The following is a 22,638-nucleotide window of genomic DNA, read 5'->3' as shown; positions in this document are numbered from 1 at the left end:
GCTCAGCGCAGGGCCGGGTGGATGATTTCTCCGCCGCGGACGTTGACACCGCGCGCCAGCGGGGCCGCGTGCTCCCAGTCCGGCCGCGCCATGCGCTGAACGTACGGCAGGATCGCCGCCGACAGGGCCTGGCTGGAAGTGCGGGGCACCGCGCCCGGCATGTTGGTGACGGCAAAATGGGTGACGCCGCCGACCTGGTAGGTCGGATCGGCGTACGTCGTCGGGCGGGTGGTTTCGAAACAGCCGCCCTGATCGACCGAAATATCGACCACGACGCTGCCGTCGGCCATGGCGGTGATCATCTCCCGGGTCACCACGTGAGGCGCACGAGCGCCGGTCACCAGCACAGCCCCGACCACCATGTCGGCGCTGGCCACGAAATCGCCAACGGTTTCCGCATAGGGATACAGCGCGGTCACGTTCGGGCCAATCGCCATCATCTCGGCCAGCCGGTCCTGGCGCTTGTCGAACACGGTCACGCGCGCGCCGGTGGCCGCGGCCAGCCGCGCGGCGTTGCCGCCGGCCGCGCCGGCACCCAACACCACCACGTGACCGCGGTCCGCCGCCGGCAATCCGCCCAGCAGAATGCCCCGTCCACCCTGCGGCTGATGGAGCAGATGGGTTGCCACCTGGACGCCGATGCGCCCGGCAATATTACTCATCGGCGCCAGCAGAGGCAGCGAGCCGTTGTCTTCTTCCACGGTTTCGAAGGCAACGCCGGTCAGACCAATCGCAAGCAGTCGCTCGGTCAGCGAGGGCTCGGCGGCCAGGTGGAGATAACAGAACAGCAGGTGCTCCGGGCGCAGGTGATCGAGATCGCCGGCGATCGGCTCCTTGACCTTGACCATGAGTTCGGCTTGACCGTATACGCTCTGCGCATCGGGCACGATACGAACGCCGACCCGCTCGAAATCCTCATCGGTAAAACCGCTTTTCAGACCGGCACCGGACTGCACGAGCACCTCGTTTCCGGCCCGCACAAGGTCGCCGCAGGCCGCCGGCACCAGTGCCACCCTGCCCTCCAGTGTCTTGATTTCCGTCGGTATCCCGATCCGCATGCAATCCCTCCATCAATCCTGTCCAGTGAAACAATGGTCATCGTTCGCCACCGTTACCGGTCTCTTTTTTTGGCGATCGGCTGTTATCTTAGAAAGCATTCCGCCAGGCGCTTGCAATGCAGCGTTCCCGACCCGACCTGACCGGTTGGCCATTCGACCCCGTAAGACTGGAGAAGTATACATGTCCGATCCCCGCCACATTCGCCTGCTGATCCTGGGTTCCGGCCCAGCCGGCTACACTGCGGCGGTGTACGCCGCGCGCGCCAATCTGCAGCCGGCGCTTATCACCGGCATCCAGCAGGGCGGGCAGTTGATGACCACCACCGACGTCGAAAACTGGCCCGGCGACTACCCGGATCTGCAGGGACCGGCGCTGATGCAGCGGATGAGCGCGCACGCCGAGGCCTTTCAGACGGAAATGATCTTCGATCATATCCATACCGCCGATCTCGGTTCGCGTCCCTTTCGCCTGGAGGGCGACAGCGGCGTCTACACCTGCGATGCGCTGATCATTGCCACCGGCGCTTCGGCCCGCTACCTGGGGCTGGAATCAGAGCAGTCCCTGCTGGGCCGCGGCGTATCGGCCTGCGCCACCTGTGACGGATTCTTCTACCGCAACAAGCCGGTTGCCGTGATCGGCGGCGGCAACACCGCAGTCGAAGAAGCGCTGTATCTTGCCAACATCGCCAGCAAGGTCACGCTGGTCCACCGGCGCGACGAGCTTCGCGCCGAAAAAATCCTGCAGGAACGGCTGCTCCAGCGCGTGGAAGAAGGCACGATAGAGATCCGCTGGAACCATGTGCTCGACGAAGTCCTGGGCGACGACGACGGCGTCATCGGCATGCGCATTCGAAATGTCGAAACCGGCGCTGTCACCGACGTTGATCTTGATGCGGTTTTCATCGCCATTGGCCATGATCCCAACACCAAAATCTTTACGGAGCAGCTGGATATGAAAGACGGCTACATCCAGATCCGGAGCGGACTGGAGGGAATGGCCACCGCCACCAGCGTCCCGGGTGTTTTCGCCGCCGGCGACGTGGCTGACCACGTGTACCGGCAGGCCGTGACCTCGGCTGGTTTCGGCTGCATGGCAGCCTTGGATGCCGAAAAGTTCCTTGACGATCCGACAGCCTGACTACGGTTCAAACGCTCACCGATCCCTGCCGGATCGCGAGAGCTGGCAGGCGCTGGAGCACAATCCCGGACCATTCGTCGACTGGGACTTCCTCGACAGCGTACAGCAGACCGGCTGTGTCGGGGACGAGGCCGGATGGCAGCCTTTTTTTCTGACCAACACGGACGGCGGTGGCGTCAGCGCTGCGCTGCCCGGCTGGATCAAGCACCACTCCCACGGTGAGTTCGTTTTCGACTGGGCCTGGGCCCGGGCCGCGCACCAGTCCGGGCTGCCCTGGTATCCAAAGCTGCTGGTCGCGGCACCGTTTTCGCCGGTGACCGGGCCGCGATTGTTCGGCGCTGAAACGAACCGGCCCGCAGCAGAAGCGCTGGCGGAAACCCTGATCAAAACCGTCCACGACGGCGGCCTGTCCTCGGCCGGGGTGAACTTCTGCCGTGACGCCGACGCGGACATTCTCCGCGCCGCCGGGTGGTTGGAGCGCTTCGACTGGCAGTTTCACTGGCAAAATCCGGGCTATCGCGATTTCGATGATTTTCTGGCTCGTTTTCGGCGCAAGGCCCGCAAGAACATCCGCGCCGAGCGCAGAAAGGTCGCCGAAGCGGGCTGGCAGCTGCGCTGGAAAGGGGGCGACGAGCTTGACGAAAAAGACATCGATCTGGTCTGTCGCTGCTATCTGACGACGTTCCAGCTCTACGGCAACCTGCCCAGCCTCAACCACGCGTTTTTCTCCGAAGCGGCGGCGCGTTTTGGCGATCGCTTCCAGGTCTGTCTGGCCGAGCGTGACGGCGAGCCGCTGGCGGCGGCCATCTTCTGGCACGATGGCCGCCGTTTGTACGGCCGCTACTGGGGAAGCCTGGTTGATTGCCGGGACGTCCACTTCGAAGCCTGCTATTACCAGGGCATCGAGTTCTGCATCCGGCGCGGGCTGGAAGCTTTTGAACCCGGCGCGCAGGGCGAGCACAAGATTCGCAGGGGCTTTCTGCCGGCGCGCACGCAGTCGTTTCACTACATCCGCCACCCCGGCATGCGCACCGCCATTGCGCGCTACCTCAGAAGCGAAGGCGCCGCTCTGCTGCACTACCGCGAGCATCTCGACAGCCTGAATCCCTTTGCCTGAGGCGAACTCCCTGATGCGTCATTTCATACCGCAGCTCGCGCCTGACTCCAAGTCGCAATTCCCGGATCCGGCAACGGTCAGCCATCCCGAGGGCCTGCTCGCCTGGGGCGGCGATCTGCGTCCCGAGCGCCTGCTTCGGGCCTACCGGCAAGGTATTTTCCCCTGGTACGAAAAACCGCCGATCCTGTGGTGGTCACCGGCGCCGCGCGCGGTCTTCCTGCCGGGCCATGTCCACGTCAGCCGGCGTTTGCGCCGAACGCTGCGCCAGGGCGCTTTTCGACTCAGCATGGACGCAGACTTCAGCGGCGTCATCGACGGCTGTGCGGCACCGCGGGCGCAGGATGGCGGCACCTGGATTACATCCGAGCTTCGTGCCGCGTTCCTGGACTTGCACCGGGCCGGACATGCGCACAGCCTCGAGGTCTGGCTCGATGACGAGCTGGCCGGTGGTCTTTACGGGCTCAGCCAGGGCAAGATTTTTTTCGCCGAGTCGAAGTTTCACCGTCGGCGGGATGCTTCCAAGATTGCGCTGGTGGCCCTCATGCACGCGCTGCACCGCTGGAACTTCCTGATCGCCGACTGCCAGGTCTGGAATCCGCACCTGGAACGCATGGGGGTGCGCCTGCTCGACGGCGATGAGTTTCGCGCCGTGCTTGCAGAAGGGACGCAACACGAAGATCAGATCGGGAACTGGCAAGCCCGTTTTGCGGCACTGCAGGTTCAGCCCCAGGATCTGGCAAATTGCGACTCAAGCGTCTGAGGCTTCTCCGGCCGGCACCGGCGGCACCCCTTCATGACGTTCGAGGTAGCTGGCCAGCCGCTCAAGACCGCGCGCATACTCGGGCCCGACCAGCCCCGGCAGCAGCAGCGACATGTAGCGGCCCACCAGGTCAAAGCTGGCGGCCTCGACGCGCAACCCCCAGGTAACCCTCTCGCCACCGGATGCGGCCGGCTCAATCAGGAAAAATCCTGCCGTTTCGGTTTCGCCCAGCTCCATGCGCAGCTCGACGCGTCGCGGCGGCGTGACGGAAGTGATCCACAAGCGCCCGTCGCCGCTGCCGCCTTCATCGCTCCAGACCACCGTTGAACCGACACCGCCGGACGGCCCTTCCAGCCGAAATCCGGCCTCCGGCACACGCTCGAACCAGGGCGACCACTGCGGAAAATGGCGAAAATCCTGCAGGACCCGGAAAATGTTTTCTGCCGGCTGGTCAATCACCAGAGAACGCTGGACCACGCTCACCCGCGGCAGGAAGAAACCGACCACCACGACCAGGATGGCCAGCGCCAGAAGAACTGCAAACACCCGTCGAATCAGCATCGAATGATTTCTCAGTGCAGTCCGGGCCAGTCACGGTCGCGATTACCGTCGCGATGCCGGTCCGGGAACTCCTCGTGTCCGGATTACGACCACGATCGATCATCATCCTCCTCGTCCTCGAGTTCCCAGTCATAGGTTTTTAACGGCGGACGATCCCAGTCCCTGTAAAGGAAAGCCAGCAGCAGGCCCAGGATCAGACCGCTGATATGCAACTCCCAGCTCATGGTCGAGATCAGCGGAAAGACGCCCCACAGCAAAGAGCCATAGAAGAACCAGATCATCAGCGATACGCCAACAGAGCGCAGGTCGCGGCGCAGGATGCCGGCGACGAACACGTAGGTCAGGATGCCGTAAACCAGACCGCTGGCGCCGATGTGCACGCTCGGACGGGCAAATGTCCAGGCCAGCGCGGCCGAGCCCAGATACAGCAGGGGCAGCACGCGCAGGCTTGAATTCGGGTACAGAAATAACAACGCAACCCCACCGACAAACAGCGGCAGGGTGTTCGACATCAGGTGCGCCAGGCTGCCGTGCAGCAACGGCGTGGTCAGCAGGCCCAGAAGTCCGCCAGGGTCACGGGGACGCAGCCCGAGGCGGGCCATTTCCGGACCCACCACGGTTTGAATGCCGAACATCAGCCACACGATGACGACGAATCCCAGGGTCAATTTGACCGCGAGCATGAAGCTGGTCCTGGCTCGCGCCGAGGCGGTGTATCCGGGGTCGGGCACCCGCAGCTGCATCAGGCCGACGTCGACAAGGCCGAGGCGATCTGATCGCGCACCTGTCCGCGCAACGCGTCGATGTCACCGGTCTTGAGGCCGGCCGTGGAGACCGGCGGATGGATGCGCAGATGAACCCTGCCCGGTCGAAGACGCAGCGTTCCGGCCGGCAGCACGTCGCGGGTGCCGGTAACGGTCATGGGCAGAACGGGCAACTGCTGGTCCACCGCCACGCGAAAAGCCCCTTTCTTGAACGGCAGCAGCTTGCCGCTGCGGCTGCGCGTCCCCTCGGCAAAAAATAAAATCCCGGTTCCCGGCTGCAGGCGAGCCACGGCGGAGTTGATTGCATCCCGGGCCTGGGCCGGGTCGGCGCGGTCGATGAAGATGTGGCCGATGGCCCGGCAGCCGGCCGCCACGAATGGGATTCTGTTCAGCTCGGCCTTCATGACCCACCGCAGATCAAGACCGCAATAGCCATAAATCACCGGAATATCGAACTGGCTCTGGTGATTGGCCACGACCACGTACGACTGATCCGGGTCAACATGTTCCATGCCCTCGATATCCACTCGCGCCGGCGTCATACGCGTCAGGATTCGGCACCAGCTCACGGCCACGTAAAGATTGGCCGCACGGGGAGAAATCAGGGCGATCGGAATGGCCAGAGCACCGCCGACGATGGTGAGCACGACAGCCGTCGGCACGAACACCAGCCATTGCCACAGCGGGTAGAGCGGAAGCCAGAACGGCGATTTTTCAAGGGTAGCCGACATCGAGCCATTATCGTACAGAAAAGGGGCACCCGAAACCGGGTGCCCCCTGTGACGTCACCGTATCGATGGAGCGACGGCGCGATCAGGCAGCCTTGGCCTTCTTCTCGCTGTCGATCAAACGGCCGTTGCCGATCTCGATCTTGCGTGGCTTCATCTGCTCGGGCAGTTCGCGCTTGAGTTCGATATGCAGCAGGCCGTTTTCCAGTCGGGCGCCGTGCACTTCGACATGGTCAGCCAGCTGGAAGCGACGCTCGAAGGAGCGCGTGGCGATGCCGCGATACAGCAGTTCACCTTCGCTGGATTCCTCGCTCTCGCCCTTGCTGCCCGAAACGGTCAGCGTGTTCCGTTCGGTCACGATGTCGAGATCGTCTTCGGCGAAACCCGCCACCGCCATGGTGATGCGATAGCGATCCTCTCCAAGCGACTCGATGTTGTACGGCGGATAGCCGCCGGAATCCACGCGCGAAGCGTTGGACAACATGTCGGCCAGGCGATCGAATCCGATCGCGGTGCGGTACAGGGGTGTGAGATCAAAGTTGGTCATGGTCTTATCCTCCATAGGAAGCAATAAGTTATTTCGATGGTAAGGTCCGCCTGCCCATCAGGCCGGACCGGGTGAGAGCCCTTGCGGCGCTCTCGCAGACTTAGATGGGCATCGGGCACGGAAGTTTCAAGACGGCGATCAATCACTTTCATCGCCGGCATAGTCGATCTCCAGCACCACCAGGTGACGTTGCCCCTCGGGCACCTGAACGGCGACTTCGTCATCGCGGCGCTTGCCCAGCAGCGCGCGGGCGACCGGCGAGTCCACCGAGATATGGTCCGCCGAATCGCCGATCTCGTCGGCCCCGACGATGCGATAGGCGTCGATCTCGCCAGCCTCGTTCTCGACCCGAACCCGCGCGCCGAAAAACACCCGGTCGCAGTCCGCCGGCGGCGCGGTGACCGGCTTGAGCTGATCAAGACGCTTCTGAAGATAGCGGATACGCCGTTCCATCTCCCGCAGCTGTTTCTTGCGATAGATGTATTCGGCGTTTTCAGACCGGTCGCCCTCGGCCGCAGCCGCGCTCAGCGCCGCGACCACCTCCCTGCGGCTCGGCCACAAACCGGCAAGCTCGTCGCGCAGGCGTCGCAAGCCCGCGGCGGTGATGTAGGGACTGGACTTTTCAGACGGCGGTCGCCAGCGCATCTGTCGCCGGGTGCCTACAGTCCGCCGCGGGTCAGCTTGAGCGGGTCGAGCAGCTTTTCCAGCTCCTCGCGCGACAGATCCGTGACCTCCAGGGCGACGTCGATGATGGGACGACCCTCGCGGTAGGCCTGCTTGGCCGCCGCCGCGCCCTTTTCGTAGCCGATAACCGAGTTGAGCGCGGTGACCAGGATCGGGTTGCGCCCCAGCGCAGCCTCAAGCTGATCGCGACGGACCGAGAAAGTGGCAATGGCCTGGTCGGCCAGGAGACGAGTGACGCTGCCCAGAATATGCAGACTTTCCAGCAGCGTTGCGGCAACGACCGGCAGCATGACGTTGAGCTGGAAGTTGCCGGACTGACCGGCCACCGTGATGGTGGTGTCGTTGCCGATCACCCGCGCCGAGACCATGCACACCGCCTCGGGAATCACCGGGTTGACCTTGCCGGGCATGATGGAACTGCCCGGCTGCAGCGCCTGCAGCTCGATCTCACCCAGCCCCGCCAGGGGTCCGGAGTTCATCCAGCGCAGGTCGTTGGCCATTTTCATCAAGGCCACGGCCAGGGTTTTCAGTTGCCCGGACAATTCCACGGCTGCATCCTGGCTGCCAATGCCCTCGAACTTGTTGTCGGCCGAAGAAAACTCGAAACCGGTGGACGCGCTCAGCGCCGCGGCGACGCGCTGGCCGAATTCAGGATGGGCGTTGATGCCCGTCCCCACCGCGGTTCCGCCCTGCGGAAGACGGCCGATCCTGCCGAGCGCATCGACGATGCGCGCCCGCGCGCTGGCCAGCTGGGCGGCCCAGGCTTCCAGTTCCTGGCCCAGGGTGACGGGCATGGCGTCCATCAGGTGGGTCCGGCCTGTCTTGGCCACCTCAGCCAGTTCGGCAGCGCGATCGAGCAGCACACCATGAAGATGATCGACGCCGGGCAGCAGGTGCTCCGAGGTCTGCAGGCAGGCGCTGACCTGGATGGCGGTGGGAATCACGTCGTTGGAACTCTGGCCCATGTTGACGTGATCATTGGGGTGAATGCCGAGCTCGCCCTCAGGATCGGCCAGGCGCGCGATGACCTCGTTGGCGTTCATGTTCGAACTGGTGCCGGAGCCGGTCTGGTAGACATCGACCGGGAAATGCCCATCGAGCTCGTTGTCGGCCACGCGCCGGGCCGCGGCGCGAATGGCACCGGCACGCGCTGAATCCAGCAGCTCCAGACCCTCGTTGGCCTCGGCGCAGGCACTCTTGATCAGGCCCAGGGCGCGGATGAAAGCGGGCGGCATGCATTGACCGCTGACCGGAAAGTTGTTCACCGCCCGCTGCGTCTGGGCGCCCCAGAGGGCGTCTTCCGGGACCTGGAGTTCGCCCATGCTGTCGCGTTCACTGCGAAATGTACTCATTTTTTCTCCCTGTTGATGCGCTGACCCGATGTTTTTTCGGCGACGATGTAGGCAATCCAGCCGGCGTCGGCGTCGCCGATCTCGGAAGGTGTGTAAACGCCGTCGCCTTCGCCCGTTTCCTCGTCCGTGCCTTCCCAGTAGACAGTCGCCTTCTCAAATCCCGCCTCGAGCAGAACCTCGCGAATTTCGGGAAGAGTCCACAGGCGCCAGTGGTATTCGAAGGCGCTGTGCAGGGTCGAGTCATCGGGAAACTCGAAGTGGATACGGCAGGTCATGTGGTGATGGATGGGATCGAAGCTGGCCTGATCCCAGACATAGGTGAAATCGTCGTACTCGGTGCGCTCCTCGATTTCGCGATGGGCATCGTAGCCGCCAAATGCATCCAGAAACAGCACGCCGTCCTCCTTGAGGCCAGCGCGGGCGCGCTCAAAATAGGCGCGCAGCAGATCGCGCCGGGTGAACAGGTAGTAGCTGAAGTTCATCGCCAGGATGGCGTCCACGGGCGCCGTTACGACTTCAAGTACGTTGCTTTCGATCAGCTCGACGCGCTCCCGGGCCGAGGACTTCAGCGAGGCCAGGTGATGGCGCCGTCCCCATTCGAGCACGTCCGCGTCGAGGTCCACGCCGACGGCTTCGTTCGCGCGATCCATGCGCACCCAGGCGCAGGCGGTATTGGCCGTTCCGCAGAAATCCTCGCGGATTCGCTTCAGCGGTCGGCCGGCCAGCGCCTGATAGGTTTCGGCCACGAACTCCAGCTCGGCTTCAGGATCCTGGACGCTGGCCTCATAGAGGACGTGACGGTCAGCCTGCTCGGCCAGGGTCGATTTCTTCTTGACGGAGGATTTTGCCATTGGGACGCTTGTGCCTCAGCGCTGTTGCTGCACCGCGGGCCAGGCCGCGCGCAGATAGGTGATCATCGAAAGAATGGTCAGGACGGCCGCGGCCACCAGCAGCCAGATCCCGATGCTCAGGATAGGCAACCCGAACAGATCCTGGGCGAAGAGCAGAAAACCGATCGCCACCATCTGCAGAATGGTCTTCATTTTTCCGGTCCAGGCGACCCTGACGCGGGCGCCCTGCCCCAATTCTGCCATCCACTCGCGCAGGGCCGACACGGTGATTTCGCGACCGATGATGACGGCCGCCGATATCGCCAGCAGCAGCTCGGGGTTACGCTGGACGATCAGAATAAGCGCCACCGCCACCATCAGCTTGTCGGCCACCGGATCCAGAAAGGCTCCGAACGCACTGCTCATGCCGAAGCGGCGGGCAATCCAGCCGTCCAGCCAGTCGGTGATAGCCGCAGTGATAAAGATCAGCAGCGCCGCCAGGTTGGACCAGTCGAACGGCAGGTAGAACACGACGACCAGTACCGGGATCATCACGATCCGGAGCAGGGTCAGAATGGTGGGAATGGTCAGCTGCACGCGCCGGAATCCTTTGTCGGAGCCCGAATTATCCCGCATATCGCGCCCCGGGTCAGGGCTTGTGCTCAGATTGACGCGTTTTGCAGGTGCTCGACGATGCGCTCGGCCAGCGCGCGGTGAATGCCCGGCACCTTCATCAGATCATCTGCTCCCGCCTTGCTCAGACCCTGCAGTCCGCCGAAGTGACTGAGCAGCTTCTGGCGGCGGGCCGGACCGACACCGGGAATCGCCTCCAGCGGCGAGGCCTGGGCACGCTTCTGGCGCCGACGGCGATGCCCGGTGATGGCAAAGCGATGGGCCTCGTCGCGGATCTGCTGGACCAGGTGCGAGGCCGGGTGATGCGGCCCCGGCACGACCTCCCTGCTGCCGACCACAAGACGCTCGTAGCCGGCCTTTCGGGCCGCGCCCTTGGCCACGCCGACCAGCCGGATGGCGTCCAGGCCAAGATCATCGAGCACCTGCTGCGCCCGTCCGAGCTGGCCGGCGCCACCGTCGACCAGAATCAGGTCGGGCAGGTTTTCCTCCTGCTCCAGGGCGCGACGATAGCGGCGGGTCAGCGCCTGCTCCATCGCCGCGTAGTCATCACCCGGTTCGATACCGGTGATGTTGTAGTGACGATAGTGTTTCTTCATGGCGCCCTCGGCGCCGAACACCACGCAGGCGCCGACGGTCTCGGTGCCGGAAATATGGCTGATGTCGAAACACTCGATACGCCGCGGTGGCTGATCCAGATCGATCAGTTCGGCCAGCGCCTGCAGGCCGCGGCCGACCTGATCGCGTTCAGCCTGGCGCCGGCGCAGCGCATCTTCGGCGTTGGTCGTGGCCAGGCGCACCCACTGCGCCCGCTGCCCGCGCAGGCGCCAGCGAAGGGCAACCCTGGCGCCGCGCTTGCGTCCCAGGGCTTCGCTCCACAGGGTCGGTTCGGCCAGCGCGTGCGACAGCAGGATCTCGGTCGGGGGGATGCGCTCGGCGTAGTACTGGCCCACGAACGCGGCCATGACCTCGCTTTCTGTCAGGCCGTCGTGGAGGTTGCCGGGAAAGAAGCATCGGCCGCCAACATTGCGCCCCTGGCGAAACTCCACCACCTGCACGGCCGCCTTTCCCGCACGCAGATACAGGGCGATCACATCAAGGCTTTCGCTGCCGCCGGCAACGAACTGGCTGGAACGGACTCTTTGCAGGGACTGGATGTGATCGCGCAGTCTGGCCGCCTTCTCGAAGTCCAGTGCTTCGCTGGCCGACTGCATGCGCTCGGCCAGATACTCGATCACGGCCGTATCCTCCCCCTTGAGCAAGCGCCGGGCCGCCTCGACGTCGCGCGCATAGTCCTCGGCGGCGATGTAACCCACGCAAGGCGCCGAACAGCGTCCGATCTGGTACTGCAGGCACGGGCGGGTCCGGTTGGCAAATACGCTGTCGCGACACTGACGCAGGCCAAACAGCCGGTAGATCTCGCTCAGGGACTCGCGCACCGCGCCGGCGCTGGAATACGGCCCGAAGTACTCTCCGGGGGCCTTGCGGCTGCCGCGGTAGAACGCGATCCGCGGAAAGTCGTGCGAGGTATCGAGGCGGATCCAGGGATAGCTCTTGTCGTCGCGCAGGTTGATGTTGAAACGCGGACGAAACGCCTTGATCCACTCGTTTTCCAGCAGCAGCGCCTCGGCCTCGGTGCGCGTCAGGCTGACTTCCATCGCGGCGGTCCTGGCGATCATCAGGTTGATCCGCGAACCCTTGTCGCGACGGTCGAAATAGCTGGCCACGCGCCGGCGCAGGTTGCGCGCCTTGCCGACGTACAGCACCCGGCCCTCGTCATCCTTCATGAGGTAAACCCCGGGCCCGGTGTTCAGGCTGCGGGCGAAAGCGGCCCCGTCAAAGGCGGCGGTCATCGGCGCTGAGCGCGCAGCTCCGCGATCAGTCGGTCGGCAGCGGTTTCAAGCATGTCGATCACGCGCTGGAAGCCTTCATCGCCGCCGTAGTAAGGATCGGGCACTTCATCGAGACCGTAATCCGGCGCCAGACTCATCACCAGATCGACGCGCGACCCGACTTCTTCGGGCGCCATCTTTCGCAGCGCGGCAAGGTTCGAACGGTCCATGGCGTAAATTCGATCGAAGCTGGCAAAGTCCTCCAGCCGCACCTGACGGGCGCGCTGCTCGCTCATGTCCACGCCCCAACTGAGGGCGAAGGCCTGCGACCGGGGATCCGGCGGATGACCGATGTGCCAGTCACCGGTGCCGGCAGAGTCGGTGACCAGCTCGATCCCGGCGCCGGCCAGCTTGTGATCGAACACGGCCTTGGCCGTGGGACTGCGGCAGATATTGCCGAGGCAGACAAACAGGATGCTTTTCATAGCTTTTGTTCAACGTTGAAATGACTCGCCCGAACGCGCGCCAGGTCTTCGGGCGTATCGATACCGGGCGGAACCGGCTCCGGCGACGGCGCGCAGGCGATCCGCCAGCCCGCCGCGAGCGCTCGCAGTTGCTCAAGCGATTCCACGGCTTCCAGGTGGCTGGCCGGCAGTTCCGGCCAAGCCTGCAGCGCGCTCACCCGGTAAGCATACAGGCCGACGTGTCGACAGCCATCGCCGGCCCGAAAGGCGCGACCGCGCGGCCAGGGCACCGGCGCGCGGGAAAAATACAGCGCCCGCCCGCCAGCGTCGGTCACGAGCTTGACGACGTTGGGATCGCGCCACTGCGACTGGTCTTCCAGCGGCCGCCACAGCGTCGCCATGTGCGCCCCAGGGTCTTCGGCCAGCAGCTCGACCACCCGCCGAATGGCCGAAACCGGCATCAGCGGCTCGTCGCCCTGCAGGTTGACCACCACCTGGTCGGCGGCCAGGCCCAGCCGACCGACGGCCTCGACCAGCCGGTCGGTGCCTGAGACATGGTCGGCGCCGGTCATGACCACCTCGCCACCCGCCTCACGCACGCAGCGCGCCACCTGCTCGCTGTCGGTGGCCACGTGCACGCCGGCCGCGCCGGCGGCCAGGGCTCGCTCGAGCACGCGAACAACCAGGCTGCGCCCGCCGAGATCGACCAGCGGCTTGTTCGGCAGCCGGGTCGAGGCCAGTCGGGCCGGAATCAGAACGTGGAAGCCGTTATTCATTGCCCGAATTGTTGCACATGCGCGGCAACCGACTGCAGCAGGGCTTCAGGCAGCGCGGCGCTGACCTCGAGCACGTGGATCCCCGTCGGCAGCGGCTTCAATCGCCGCAGTTTGACGGCGTCTTTGGCGGTGGTCACGATCGGTGCGGGAATCCCTTCAAGGTCCCCGGCAACGAAGGCATGATGGTCGGGGAAGGCGTGCAGCGTCGGTTGCTGGCCGAGCGCTTCCAGAGAGCGAACAAACTGACCTGGATGGGCGATACCGGCCACGGCGCTGACCGCGCTTCCGGCCAGGGCGTCCGGGTCAAGACGCGCATCGTCGTCCAGCCGAACCAGTGCTTCGGGCCGCAGCTCAAAGTACTGTTCCGTCGCCGCTATCTGTTCGTCCGGCCCCCGGAAAAGAACCGCATCGACCTGCTCCAGGCGCTTCAGGGGCTGACGCAGCGGTCCGGCCGGCAGAAGCCAGCCGTTGCCGAAGCGGCGTCGGCCATCGATGAGCACGATTTCGAAGCTTCGAGCCAGACCTCGGTGCTGGAGGCCATCGTCGCTGACGATGACCCCGGCCCCTGCCGCGACCGCCGCATCCATCGCCGCCCGGCGGTCGCGACAGACCCAGACCGGCACTGCCGACTGCTGGGCGATCAGCACCGGCTCGTCACCGCACACGCCGGGATCAGATTCCGGATTCACCCGTACCGGCCGTTTACCGGAGCCTGCCCCCCTGTCACCACCGTAGCCGCGACTGATAACCGCGGTTTGCAGGCCCAGGCCGGTGAGATATCGGGCCAGCGCGATCACCGTTGGCGTCTTGCCGCTGCCCCCCACGGCCAGGTTGCCGACCACAATCACCGGAACCGGAGGATGCCCGTCCGGGCGCTGCCAGCGTGAGCCGAGCACGATCCCGTGCAGGGCAGACAGCATCCGCCAAAACCACGGCGGGCACGGCGTTTCGTACCACAGGTGATTGGCGTAGCGCTCGAGGCGGGCCCGCATCAGGCAGAACCGTCAGCGATCGACCAACTGCAGCTTGTGCAGATGGCGATAGATGCCCCCCTCGTGCGCCAGCAGCGATTCGTGCGTCCCGCGCTCGACCATACGGCCACCGTCCAGCACCACGACCTGGTCCGCTTTCTGCACCGTAGCCAGCCTGTGCGCAATCACCAGCGTGGTCCTTCCTGCCATCAGCACCTCCAACGCGGCCTGAACGGCCTGCTCCGATTCTGCATCCAGGGCCGAAGTGGCCTCGTCGAGAATCAGAATCGGCGCATCCTTGAGCAACGCCCGGGCAATGGCCAGGCGCTGCCGCTGGCCGCCGGAGAGCAAGGCCCCGCCTTCACCGATGGATGCATCCAGGCCATCCGGCAAACGTTCGATGAACTCCATCGCGTGGGCCGCCCGCGCCGCCTCCTCGATCGCCGCGCGCGACGGGCGGTCGATACTGCCGTAGGCGATATTGGCCGCCACCGTGTCGTTGAACAACACCACGTCCTGGCTGACCAGGGCGATCTGACGACGCAAAGCGTCCAGCTTGTACTCGCCCAGCTCAACGCCGTCAATCCGCAGCTGACCGCTGTCCGGGCTGTAAAACCGAGGCAGCAGCTTGACCAGGGTGGTCTTGCCGGAGCCGGAGCGACCGACCAGGGCGGTCACCGAGCCGGGTGATACGCGAAAGCTGATGTCGGTCAGCGCCGCCAGGTCCGCCGACGGGTAGCGGAAACAAACCCGATCGAATTCGATTTCGCCGCGCACCCGGCCCGGATCCACGCTGCCCTCGTCCGGCTCCGGCGGCGTATCCAGCACCGCGAAAATGCTCTCGGCGGCGGCCAGGCCTTTCTCGATCACCACGTGCATCTTGGTCAGACGCTTGAGCGGGGGAATGCAGGCGACCATCGCGGCCAGCACGGACATGAAGATCCCGGCGGTGACCTCGGCGCGCATGAAGTCGCTGGCGGCGATGATCAGCAGCAGAATCACCGCGGCACCGGCCGCCAGCTGGATCAGCGACGATGACAGCAACTGGGTCGCTGTCAACTTAAGGTGAAGTCTCCTGTTGTTCTCATTAATACTTGAAAATGAGTCTTTTTCCTGGTCTCTCGCGCCAAACACCTTGATCACTTCATGACCGTTCACCGCTTCCTCGGTCACATGGGTTACGTCGCCCATGGAGTCCTGGATGCGCGTCGAGATACGGCGGAATCGATGGCTGATCACGGTGACCACCAGGGCAATCACCGGCACCAGCAGCAGCATGGTCATCGTCAGCCGCCAGGACTGAATCAGCATGACGGTGACCAGTGCCACCACCGTGAGAATGTCGCGAATCGTGCCGATCAGCGCGGTGGTGGTCGCCTGCGCGACCTGCTCGGCGTTGTAGGTCACCCGCGAAATCATCTGCCCGGAGGAGTGGCGGTCAAAGTAGGCGGCCGGAAGCTCCAGGTAACGCGCGAACAGATCGCCGCGCAGGTCGGCGATCACGCGACGGCCGACCCACTCCATCCCGAACACGCCGCCGAAATTGCCCAGAATCCGCAGCAGTACCGCGGCAAGGACCAGCGTCGGCAAGACCAGATTGAACGTGGGATCGGGGGCGGCGATGGTGTCATCGATCAGTGGCCGCAGCAGGTAGAAAAACAGACCCTGCCCGGCCGCATCCAGCGCAACGGCCAGCACCGACAGGGCGAAGACGCCGCGCTGGCGCCTGACGTAGCCCAGCAGTCGCCGGTAGAGGCGCGGCGCATCAGCCGGAGCAAGTTTCACCGCTCGTCCCCGGCCGGATCCGCTTCCATCGTGGCGATACCAACACGGCCGATGCCCTCGGCGGCCGCAGCATCCAGTACCAGCACCACCAGTCCGTGGGAGGCGCGGCCATCGGCGCGAACAACGAGCGGCGCCTCGGGCGCGGCCTCGCGGCGCTCGTTCAGCACGGCCTGCAGCGCCGCGCGCGTATTGTCGGTCAGCAGTTGATCATCGACGAAAATCCGCCCGTCTTCGCTGACGGTGACTTCGATAACCTCCGGCACGGATTCGGCTTCCGAGGTCGACGCTTCCGGTAGCTCGAGACGCAGCAGCGCCTGCTGATCAAAAGTGGTGGAGACCATGAAAAAGATCAGCAGCAGGAACACCACGTCAATCAGCGAGGTCAGGTTGATCTCGGGTTCCTCGCGGTCTTCGTTCTGCAGGCGCATGGCGGCGTTCTCCGCTCAGCCGTTGCCGCGACCGTGGAATTTCTGCCGGCTGATCTGGCCATGCTCGATGGCCTGCAGCAGGTTGAGCGCCTGGGCTTCCATCTGGAGGACGTAATCGCGCACCAGACCGCGGAAATAGCGGTAGAAAAAATAGCTCGGAATGGCCACGCTCAAGCCCGCGGCGGTGGTGATCAGGGCCTCGGAAATGCCGCCGGCCATTTCGTTCGGGTCACCGACCCCGTGCAGCATGATCGCGCTGAAAACACGAATCATGCCGATGACCGTGCCCAGCAGACCAAGCAGCGGCGTGATGCCGGCAATCGTGCCCAGCGTGTTGAGAAAGCGCTCCAGGCTGTGGACGACCTGTCGGCCGGTATCTTCAACCGCCTCCTTGATCACCTCCCGGCGCCGGTCACGATGCTCAAGAGCGGCCGCCAGCACCTCCCCGAGCGGCGAACTCAGCCGGAGCTGCTCGATGTGCTGATGATCGAGCTCCTCCTGGGCGGCCCAGCGCTGGACCTGGTCCGGAAGACCGTGCGGCACGACCCTGGATCGACGCAGGGCCAGAAAGCGCTCCACGATGATCGCCACCGCCAGCACCGAGCACAACACGATCGGCGTCATCAGCCAGCCGCCGGCAATCACGATTTCTAGCATGGTCTTTGCAGCCTCATCGGTACATCCGGTCCGGACAACCCTCGCCGCGCATGATAACGGGTTTGCCGCCGCGGATTCGCCGAGCGGCGGCCGACCAGGCTCAGGGACAGCCGTAGGAATCGTGCCAGAACTGTCGCCGGCGCCCTCTTTCGGTCCGCACACGGGGTGGCTGGTCTGGCGCCATCCGCACCTGCAGGGCACCGCATCTCCCGGTGGTCAGCAGCGCGGTACCGCGTCGCTCCAGGCGCTCGACGATCTCCTGATGAGGACGCCCGAAACGGTCGTGGCGGTCGACCGACGCCAGAGCAAGCTGCGGCGACAAACGATCCAGGAACGGCGCACTGGCGGCGCGCCGATGACCGCCGGCCGACAACACCAGGAGGTCGGCGTTGATCCGCGGATAGTCGACCAGCAGGCGGTTTTCGACCCGGTGGTCGATGCCGCCCGTCAGCAGTGCGCGGCCGCCGGGCCCGTCGATCAGCAGCACGCAGCTACTGTTGTCGCCCAGGTCCGGCAGGGCCGGCGAGGGATGCAGGAAGCGCAAGCGATAGCGGCCCAGAGGCCATACCTCTCCCTGACGGCAATCGCTGCCGCCCAGACCCGGCGCGACTCGCACCCGCAACGGGTGGGACCAGCCCGCTGCCGTTGCCAGACCGCCGGCGTGGCCGCGATGTCCGCGCGCGACCACCACGCCGTCCAGGAAATGGCCGAAACGGGAAGAACCTGCGCCCGGGAGCAGGCGACTGATGGCGTCCCGGCCCTCGCCGTCTCCGGGGCCGGTGTCGAACAGTACGCGTTGGCCGTCGCTTTCCAGCAGCACGGCCTGGCCGTCGCCGACGTCGAACATCGTCAACTCGAGCACGGAAGCATCCGGCTTGCGATCCGCGGGCAGCACCAGCGGCAGCAACAGGAAAGCCCCCAGCCAACGAGCGGGCCAGCCGGGCGGAGCCATCAGCCACAGCGCGCCAACAACGGCAAGGATGACAGCAAACAATCCGGCGCCGGCCACGTGCCGATTCGTCCAGGCTTGCGCGTTCAGCCACTCCAGCAACGACAGCAAGAGCTGCAGACCCGGCTCCAACGCCGCGATCAGCCAGTCCGAAGGCAGGCCCAGCATCATCGTCAGCAGGGTCGCGAGCAATAACGGCAGGATCCAGAAACCCACCAGCGGGATGGCGATGAGGTTGGCCGGCAGCGCGCCGGGAATCCACTGCTGGAAAACCCCGATGTTGAGCGGCAGCAGGCCGATCCCGATCACCAGCTGGGTCAGCACCAGACCACGCAGCCAGCCCTGCCCAACCCGCGACGGCCGCCAGGCAAATGCCCACACGAGAACGGCAACCGCGCTGAAAGACAGCCAGAAACCGGTCGCCAGCGGCGCCATGGGATCGAGCAGCAGCACGGCCAGCAGCGCCAGCAGCAAGGCATGTGCCGGCTGTACGCCGCGGCGCAGCGACAGAGCGGTTCCCGCCACCGCAAGCATGATCAGGGCGCGGACCGTCGGCAGGGTAAAGCCGGCCAGCCAGGCGTAACCCAGGCCGGCTGCAAGACCCGCGACCACCGCGAGCCGGCGGCGGTCGAGGCTGGCGTTGAACAGCAAAAGCGGGCTCAGCAACCATCCGCCCAAAAAACCGGCCAGTCCAGCCACCATGCCGATGTGGAGCCCGGAGATCGCGAGCAGATGCGCCGTGCCCGTGCGCTGCAGCAGCTCACGAAGCTCCGGACTGATCGCAGTGCGGTCGGCCAGCCCCAGCGCGCGCAGCAGCGCGGCGTTGTCCAGATCCGTGGTTTCGGCCTGCAGCCGTTCGGCGAGGTATTGGCGTTTTCGATCCACGGCGCCGCGCCAGCCGGCCGTCGCCAGGCGCTCGGCGCCGCCCTGGACGGAGGCCGTCGCACCAACGCCCAGCGAGAGCAAATGACGGGTCAGATCGAAGGCGCCGGGGTTCAGACGGCCCGCCGGCGGATCCAGGCGCAGGTCGAAGCGCCACCTTTGTCCGGGTCGCAGGTACTCCCGGGGACGGTACCAGGTCACCTGAATGCGCCCGGGAAGCTCGTCAGCTGCGGCACCATCCGGCACCAGCATGAAACGCAGCCGATCACCCTGACGTTCCGGCAGCCCGGCGATCCGTCCGCTCACCGGAAGCTCGCTTCCGGCACGATCGGCCGGCCAGCTTTCAGCCAGGAGAAAGTGGGCGTGCACCAGAAACCAGCAGCCCCCCAGCACCAGCGCGGCCGGCATGCGCGCCGGCCGAAAGCGGATGGCAGCCAGCAATGAAAAAGCGCCCAGGACGCCGAGCAGCCACGGCGGCGGCAGCGCCGGAGACAGCACCGCAATCAGGGCGCCGGCGGCAAAAGCAAATCCGTGGCGCCAGTCCATGCCTACTGACCCACTCGTCCAGACCGGTCAGTCCAGCGGCTGCAGCGTACCGCCGGTCATTTCCAGGCGGCGATCCATGCGTCGAGCCAGCTGCAGATCATGGGTGACCAGGACGATACTGGTCTGCATCTCCCGGTTCAGCTCCAGCATCAGGCCGTGAATCTGGTCGGCGTTGCGTTCGTCGAGGTTCCCGGTCGGCTCGTCGCCCAGCACGCAGGCGGGGCGATTGATCAACGCCCGGGCTACAGCAGCGCGCTGACGCTCGCCGCCCGACAGCTCTCCGGGTTTGTGGTGCAGCCGCTGACCGAGACCGACCCGCTCCAGCAGCTCGGCCGCCAGGCGCCCGGCATTGCCCGCGTCATCGCCGCGGATCAGCAGCGGCATGGCGACGTTCTCCAGCGCGCTGAATTCGGCCAGGAGGTGATGAAACTGGTAGATGAAACCCAGCGAGCGGTTGCGAATCGTGGCGCGCCGGTGTTCGTCGGCCGATCCCATATCCTCGCCGACGATCCGGACTGTGCCGGCCGTCGGCTGATCCAGACCGCCCAGCAGGTGCAGCAGCGTGCTCTTGCCCACGCCTGAGGCGCCGACAATGGCCAGCCGCTCACCGGGCAGGACGTCAAAGTCCACGCCGGTGAGCACGCGTACCTCGGCCGGACCCTGCCGGAAGGTCTTGACCAGACCGCGGCAGCTGACCACGCTTTCGGAGCTACTCATAGCGTAGCGCCTCCACCGCCTCGGTGCGCGCGGCCCGCCATGCCGGGTACAGCGTCGACAGCAGGGACAGCACCAGCGCCAGGCCGGCAAAGCGGAACACGTCGCCGGCCCGCAGTTCCGAAGGCAGGTCACTGATGTAATAGACCTCGGCCGAGAGAAACTCGATGCTCATGAGATTCTCGATCGCGGCAACCACCGATTCCACGTTCAGCGCCAGCGCGATACCCGCCACGACGCCGATCAGGGTGCCGATCACCCCGATCAACGAGCCCTGGATCATGAACACGGCCATGACCCGGCGCGGGGTCAGGCCCATGGTTTTCAGGATGGCGATATCGGCCTGCTTGTCGGTCACCACCATCACCAGCGTGGAGATGATATTGAAGGCCGCCACCGCGATGATCAGCGACAGGATAATGAACATTACCGTCTTTTCGGTCTGGACGGCGCGGAAGAAGTTGGCGTGCTGCTGGGTCCAGTCGCGCACCTGGTAAAGCCCCGGAAGCTCGGCGCTGATATCGCGCGCGATCCAGCGCGCCCGCATCATGTCGTCGAGCTTCAAACGGATGCCGCTGATGTCTTCGCCCAGCCGGAACAGGCGCTGGGCGTCCTGATAGTGAATCAAGGCCAGGGCGGTATCGTACTCGTGGACCCCGGCCTCAAACAGGCCGCTGACCTCAAAGCGGCGGACCTGCGGTATGACCCCGCCCGGCGTGGCCCGGATTTCAGGCGCAAAAATCGTCACCGAATCGCCCGGGCCGACCCCAAGACGATTGGCCAGCCCGACACCCAGCACCACCTGCCATGCGCCCGGCTGCAGGCTGTCGAGGCTGCCTGAGCGCATCATGTCGAGAATTTCCGAGACTTCAGGCTCCGCCGCCGGATCGATACCACGAATCATCGCCCCGGCCGTGCGCCGCGCCCGCAGCATCGTCTCCTGCTCCACATACGGCGCGGCGCCCAGCACGCGCGGCTGGGCCCGGGCCGTGTCAACGACCTCGCGCCAGTCCGGAAAGCGACCGTCATAGCCCTGGATCGTGGCATGAGAAACCATGCCCAGAATCCTTTCGCGCAATTCGCGCTCGAACCCGTTCATCACACTCAAGACCGTGATCAGCGTCATCACGCCCAGAGCGATCCCCGCCATGGAGATCAGCGAGATGAAGGAGATGAAATGGTTCCTGCGCTTGGCGCGCAGATACCTGAGACCGACAAACAGGGGCAGAGGCTGATACATGGGGTTCGGTCAGTCCTGGACGCCCTTCCGGCGCAATGGCTGCAGTACCGTGCTCAATTCTTGCGGCAACGGCGAGCTGAAAAGCTGATCCTCAGGCCACGGCAGGCGCAGGCAATGCGCATGCAAAAACAGGCGCTTGAGCCCATCTGGTGGCGGCGCTTCATTGTAGCGTGAGTCTCCGGCCAGGGGATGACCGATGGCGGCGGCATGCGCCCGAATCTGATGGGTTCTCCCCGTTTCAATCCGCACCTCGGCGTAGGCATAACCGGCCAGACGCTCCAGCACCCGAAAATGCGAGCGCGCCGACTGGCCGTCCTGATCGGCCACGACCCGGTGCTGACCGCTGCCGTCGCGGATCTTTGTCAGCGGCAAATCCACGGTGAAAGCCTGCTCGCCAGGCTGGCCGGAGAGCAGAGCCAGGTAGCGCTTGTCGATCTCGCGGCCGGTAAAACAGCGCTGCAGAGCCACCAGGGCTTGATGATGGCAGGCCAGAATCACCAGTCCGCTGGTGGCACGGTCGAGCCGATGAACCGGCCGCCATTCCGGCGAAATCCTCGCGACCACATCCATCAGGCCAAACGACAGCCCGGATCCGCCGTGCATCGCCAGTCCGGCCGGCTTGTCGATCACGCAGAAGTCGGCCGTGCGGGCGACGATACGCGAGCGAATTTCGGCGACCAGGTCATCGGGGACGGTCGCCGGTCCGGACGGCTTGACCGAGACCGGCGGAACGCGCACCTCGTCGCCGACCCGGAGCTTCCTCATCGGCTTGGCGCGGCCGCCGTTGACGCGCACCTGCCCGGTCCTGACCAGTCGGTAGACCAGGCTGCGCGGCACGCCGTCCAGCAGCCCGACCAGGAAATTATCCAGACGCTGCCCGCCGCGATCGGCCGGTACCAGTACGTGTCGAACCCGCGAAGCCACTTTCCCGGAATTCATAAGCACTTGCACGGCAACCAAAAACCCATTGATGTATCTATCGCCCGGATGATGCAAGTGCTAACATATCAGGGTTGAAGGCTGGCGATGGGGCCGTCGGCCGGTTGTCGATCGTTACCATCCGGCACCGGGATCACAACAGCATGGCTTTTGCGTGTGATCAAAACCGGCCTGACCCGCCACCTTGAACAAGAACGCTTTGAACGTGCAGCCGGCGCCAGGCGCGGTTTCACGATCCATCCGGAGGAATTGCCTCCGGAGCGAATACAGACACAGGCCGGCCCGG

General features: G+C 65.1%; 23 protein-coding genes. 3 read left to right on the top strand and 20 right to left on the bottom strand.

All coding sequences use genetic code 11. From position 1 onward, the window contains the following. Positions 1–2: 2 nt before the first annotated feature. Complete coding sequence (gene ald, locus G3I74_RS02850) at positions 3–1,058, bottom strand: alanine dehydrogenase (protein ID WP_164210062.1); 1,056 nt, start codon at positions 1,056–1,058, stop codon at positions 3–5. Positions 1,059–1,239: 181 nt separating this feature from the next. Here ald and trxB point away from each other — a divergent pair, with 181 nt between their 5' ends. From trxB to aat, 3 genes are read left to right on the top strand one after another with little or no spacing between them, the layout of a single operon-like run. After that, positions 1,240–2,196: a thioredoxin-disulfide reductase gene (gene trxB / locus G3I74_RS02845; RefSeq protein WP_164210061.1), complete on the top strand. Its 957-nt coding sequence runs from the start codon at positions 1,240–1,242 to the stop codon at positions 2,194–2,196. After that, positions 2,177–3,313 (top strand): GNAT family N-acetyltransferase, encoded by a 1,137-nt coding sequence (locus tag G3I74_RS02840; protein ID WP_164210060.1) that lies wholly within the window; start codon positions 2,177–2,179, stop codon positions 3,311–3,313. Before trxB ends, G3I74_RS02840 begins: the two co-directional genes overlap by 20 nt. A 13-nt stretch (positions 3,314–3,326) precedes the next feature. After that, the gene (gene aat, locus G3I74_RS02835; RefSeq protein ID WP_164210059.1) at positions 3,327–4,073 is read left to right on the top strand and encodes a leucyl/phenylalanyl-tRNA--protein transferase; all 747 of its coding nucleotides are present in this window, start codon (positions 3,327–3,329) and stop codon (positions 4,071–4,073) included. On the opposite strand, the gene G3I74_RS02830 is transcribed toward aat, so the two are convergent. The 19 genes from G3I74_RS02830 to G3I74_RS02740 all read right to left on the bottom strand — a co-directional run bounded on the left by G3I74_RS02830 (position 4,062) and on the right by G3I74_RS02740 (position 22,352). After that, positions 4,062–4,634, bottom strand: coding sequence for an SRPBCC family protein (locus G3I74_RS02830; RefSeq protein WP_203594473.1), 573 nt, complete (start codon positions 4,632–4,634; stop codon positions 4,062–4,064). The genes aat and G3I74_RS02830 overlap by 12 nt on opposite strands. Before the next feature lie 83 nt (positions 4,635–4,717). Beyond that, positions 4,718–5,317 (bottom strand): rhomboid family intramembrane serine protease, encoded by a 600-nt coding sequence (locus G3I74_RS02825; protein ID WP_164210057.1) that lies wholly within the window; start codon positions 5,315–5,317, stop codon positions 4,718–4,720. A gap of 59 nt (positions 5,318–5,376) precedes the next feature. Continuing rightward, positions 5,377–6,129: a lysophospholipid acyltransferase family protein gene (locus G3I74_RS02820; protein ID WP_164210056.1), complete on the bottom strand. Its 753-nt coding sequence runs from the start codon at positions 6,127–6,129 to the stop codon at positions 5,377–5,379. Between the two features lie 82 nt (positions 6,130–6,211). After that, positions 6,212–6,673: an Hsp20 family protein gene (locus tag G3I74_RS02815; protein WP_164210055.1), complete on the bottom strand. Its 462-nt coding sequence runs from the start codon at positions 6,671–6,673 to the stop codon at positions 6,212–6,214. Positions 6,674–6,811: 138 nt separating this feature from the next. Further along, on the bottom strand, positions 6,812–7,318 hold the full coding sequence (greB, locus tag G3I74_RS02810) for a transcription elongation factor GreB (RefSeq protein WP_164210054.1): 507 nt from the start codon (positions 7,316–7,318) through the stop codon (positions 6,812–6,814). A 14-nt stretch (positions 7,319–7,332) separates the two neighbouring features. Further along, complete coding sequence (locus G3I74_RS02805; RefSeq protein WP_164210053.1) at positions 7,333–8,709, bottom strand: class II fumarate hydratase; 1,377 nt, start codon at positions 8,707–8,709, stop codon at positions 7,333–7,335. Beyond that, on the bottom strand, positions 8,706–9,560 hold the full coding sequence (locus tag G3I74_RS02800; RefSeq protein WP_164210052.1) for a class I SAM-dependent methyltransferase: 855 nt from the start codon (positions 9,558–9,560) through the stop codon (positions 8,706–8,708). Before G3I74_RS02800 ends, G3I74_RS02805 begins: the two co-directional genes overlap by 4 nt. A gap of 15 nt (positions 9,561–9,575) precedes the next feature. Beyond that, positions 9,576–10,136 (bottom strand): CDP-diacylglycerol--glycerol-3-phosphate 3-phosphatidyltransferase, encoded by a 561-nt coding sequence (pgsA, locus tag G3I74_RS02795; protein ID WP_164210051.1) that lies wholly within the window; start codon positions 10,134–10,136, stop codon positions 9,576–9,578. A 65-nt stretch (positions 10,137–10,201) separates the two neighbouring features. Then, the gene (gene uvrC, locus G3I74_RS02790; RefSeq protein ID WP_164210050.1) at positions 10,202–12,022 is read right to left on the bottom strand and encodes an excinuclease ABC subunit UvrC; all 1,821 of its coding nucleotides are present in this window, start codon (positions 12,020–12,022) and stop codon (positions 10,202–10,204) included. Next, on the bottom strand, positions 12,019–12,486 hold the full coding sequence (locus G3I74_RS02785; RefSeq protein ID WP_164210049.1) for a low molecular weight protein-tyrosine-phosphatase: 468 nt from the start codon (positions 12,484–12,486) through the stop codon (positions 12,019–12,021). Before G3I74_RS02785 ends, uvrC begins: the two co-directional genes overlap by 4 nt. After that, positions 12,483–13,241, bottom strand: coding sequence for a 3-deoxy-manno-octulosonate cytidylyltransferase (gene kdsB / locus G3I74_RS02780; protein WP_164210048.1), 759 nt, complete (start codon positions 13,239–13,241; stop codon positions 12,483–12,485). The genes G3I74_RS02785 and kdsB overlap by 4 nt, the downstream gene beginning before the upstream one ends. After that, complete coding sequence (gene lpxK, locus G3I74_RS02775; protein ID WP_164210047.1) at positions 13,238–14,233, bottom strand: tetraacyldisaccharide 4'-kinase; 996 nt, start codon at positions 14,231–14,233, stop codon at positions 13,238–13,240. The genes kdsB and lpxK overlap by 4 nt, the downstream gene beginning before the upstream one ends. 12 nt (positions 14,234–14,245) lie before the next feature. Further along, the gene (msbA, locus tag G3I74_RS02770) at positions 14,246–15,997 is read right to left on the bottom strand and encodes a lipid A export permease/ATP-binding protein MsbA (RefSeq protein ID WP_164210046.1); all 1,752 of its coding nucleotides are present in this window, start codon (positions 15,995–15,997) and stop codon (positions 14,246–14,248) included. After that, positions 15,994–16,425 (bottom strand): ExbD/TolR family protein, encoded by a 432-nt coding sequence (locus G3I74_RS02765; RefSeq protein ID WP_164210045.1) that lies wholly within the window; start codon positions 16,423–16,425, stop codon positions 15,994–15,996. Before G3I74_RS02765 ends, msbA begins: the two co-directional genes overlap by 4 nt. Before the next feature lie 15 nt (positions 16,426–16,440). Further along, positions 16,441–17,082 (bottom strand): MotA/TolQ/ExbB proton channel family protein, encoded by a 642-nt coding sequence (locus tag G3I74_RS02760; protein WP_164210044.1) that lies wholly within the window; start codon positions 17,080–17,082, stop codon positions 16,441–16,443. A 100-nt stretch (positions 17,083–17,182) separates the two neighbouring features. After that, a complete protein-coding gene (locus tag G3I74_RS02755; protein WP_164210043.1) occupies positions 17,183–19,459 on the bottom strand; it encodes a DNA internalization-related competence protein ComEC/Rec2 in 2,277 nt (758 codons plus the stop codon). 27 nt (positions 19,460–19,486) lie between these two features. Beyond that, positions 19,487–20,176 carry a lipoprotein-releasing ABC transporter ATP-binding protein LolD gene (gene lolD, locus G3I74_RS02750; RefSeq protein WP_164210042.1) on the bottom strand — a complete coding sequence of 230 codons (690 nt, stop codon included), beginning with the start codon at positions 20,174–20,176 and terminating at the stop codon, positions 19,487–19,489. Beyond that, positions 20,169–21,413 (bottom strand): lipoprotein-releasing ABC transporter permease subunit, encoded by a 1,245-nt coding sequence (locus G3I74_RS02745; RefSeq protein WP_164210041.1) that lies wholly within the window; start codon positions 21,411–21,413, stop codon positions 20,169–20,171. The genes lolD and G3I74_RS02745 overlap by 8 nt, the downstream gene beginning before the upstream one ends. A gap of 9 nt (positions 21,414–21,422) precedes the next feature. Beyond that, positions 21,423–22,352, bottom strand: a complete 930-nt coding sequence (locus G3I74_RS02740) for an RluA family pseudouridine synthase (protein WP_164210040.1) — start codon at positions 22,350–22,352, stop codon at positions 21,423–21,425. Between the last annotated feature and the right edge of the window lie 286 nt (positions 22,353–22,638).

The sequence above is a fragment of the Wenzhouxiangella limi genome, assembly GCF_010499265.1.
Lineage (GTDB): Bacteria > Pseudomonadota > Gammaproteobacteria > Xanthomonadales > Wenzhouxiangellaceae > Wenzhouxiangella > Wenzhouxiangella limi.
Note: the sequence above shows the minus strand (reverse complement) of the source record. Positions and strands in the feature narration are given on the sequence as shown.

Coding starts and splice junctions, on each gene's coding strand:
- ald (WP_164210062.1), bottom strand. CDS start 1,058: ATGCGGATCGGGATACCGACGGAAATCAAGACACTGGAGGGCAGGGTG.
- trxB (WP_164210061.1), top strand. CDS start 1,240: ATGTCCGATCCCCGCCACATTCGCCTGCTGATCCTGGGTTCCGGCCCA.
- aat (WP_164210059.1), top strand. CDS start 3,327: ATGCGTCATTTCATACCGCAGCTCGCGCCTGACTCCAAGTCGCAATTC.
- G3I74_RS02830 (WP_203594473.1), bottom strand. CDS start 4,634: ATGCTGATTCGACGGGTGTTTGCAGTTCTTCTGGCGCTGGCCATCCTG.
- G3I74_RS02825 (WP_164210057.1), bottom strand. CDS start 5,317: ATGCTCGCGGTCAAATTGACCCTGGGATTCGTCGTCATCGTGTGGCTG.
- G3I74_RS02820 (WP_164210056.1), bottom strand. CDS start 6,129: ATGTCGGCTACCCTTGAAAAATCGCCGTTCTGGCTTCCGCTCTACCCG.
- G3I74_RS02815 (WP_164210055.1), bottom strand. CDS start 6,673: ATGACCAACTTTGATCTCACACCCCTGTACCGCACCGCGATCGGATTC.
- greB (WP_164210054.1), bottom strand. CDS start 7,318: ATGCGCTGGCGACCGCCGTCTGAAAAGTCCAGTCCCTACATCACCGCC.
- G3I74_RS02805 (WP_164210053.1), bottom strand. CDS start 8,709: ATGAGTACATTTCGCAGTGAACGCGACAGCATGGGCGAACTCCAGGTC.
- G3I74_RS02800 (WP_164210052.1), bottom strand. CDS start 9,560: ATGGCAAAATCCTCCGTCAAGAAGAAATCGACCCTGGCCGAGCAGGCT.
- uvrC (WP_164210050.1), bottom strand. CDS start 12,022: ATGACCGCCGCCTTTGACGGGGCCGCTTTCGCCCGCAGCCTGAACACC.
- G3I74_RS02785 (WP_164210049.1), bottom strand. CDS start 12,486: ATGAAAAGCATCCTGTTTGTCTGCCTCGGCAATATCTGCCGCAGTCCC.
- kdsB (WP_164210048.1), bottom strand. CDS start 13,241: ATGAATAACGGCTTCCACGTTCTGATTCCGGCCCGACTGGCCTCGACC.
- lpxK (WP_164210047.1), bottom strand. CDS start 14,233: ATGCGGGCCCGCCTCGAGCGCTACGCCAATCACCTGTGGTACGAAACG.
- G3I74_RS02765 (WP_164210045.1), bottom strand. CDS start 16,425: ATGCGCCTGCAGAACGAAGACCGCGAGGAACCCGAGATCAACCTGACC.
- G3I74_RS02760 (WP_164210044.1), bottom strand. CDS start 17,082: ATGCTAGAAATCGTGATTGCCGGCGGCTGGCTGATGACGCCGATCGTG.
- G3I74_RS02755 (WP_164210043.1), bottom strand. CDS start 19,459: ATGGACTGGCGCCACGGATTTGCTTTTGCCGCCGGCGCCCTGATTGCG.
- lolD (WP_164210042.1), bottom strand. CDS start 20,176: ATGAGTAGCTCCGAAAGCGTGGTCAGCTGCCGCGGTCTGGTCAAGACC.
- G3I74_RS02745 (WP_164210041.1), bottom strand. CDS start 21,413: ATGTATCAGCCTCTGCCCCTGTTTGTCGGTCTCAGGTATCTGCGCGCC.
- G3I74_RS02740 (WP_164210040.1), bottom strand. CDS start 22,352: ATGAATTCCGGGAAAGTGGCTTCGCGGGTTCGACACGTACTGGTACCG.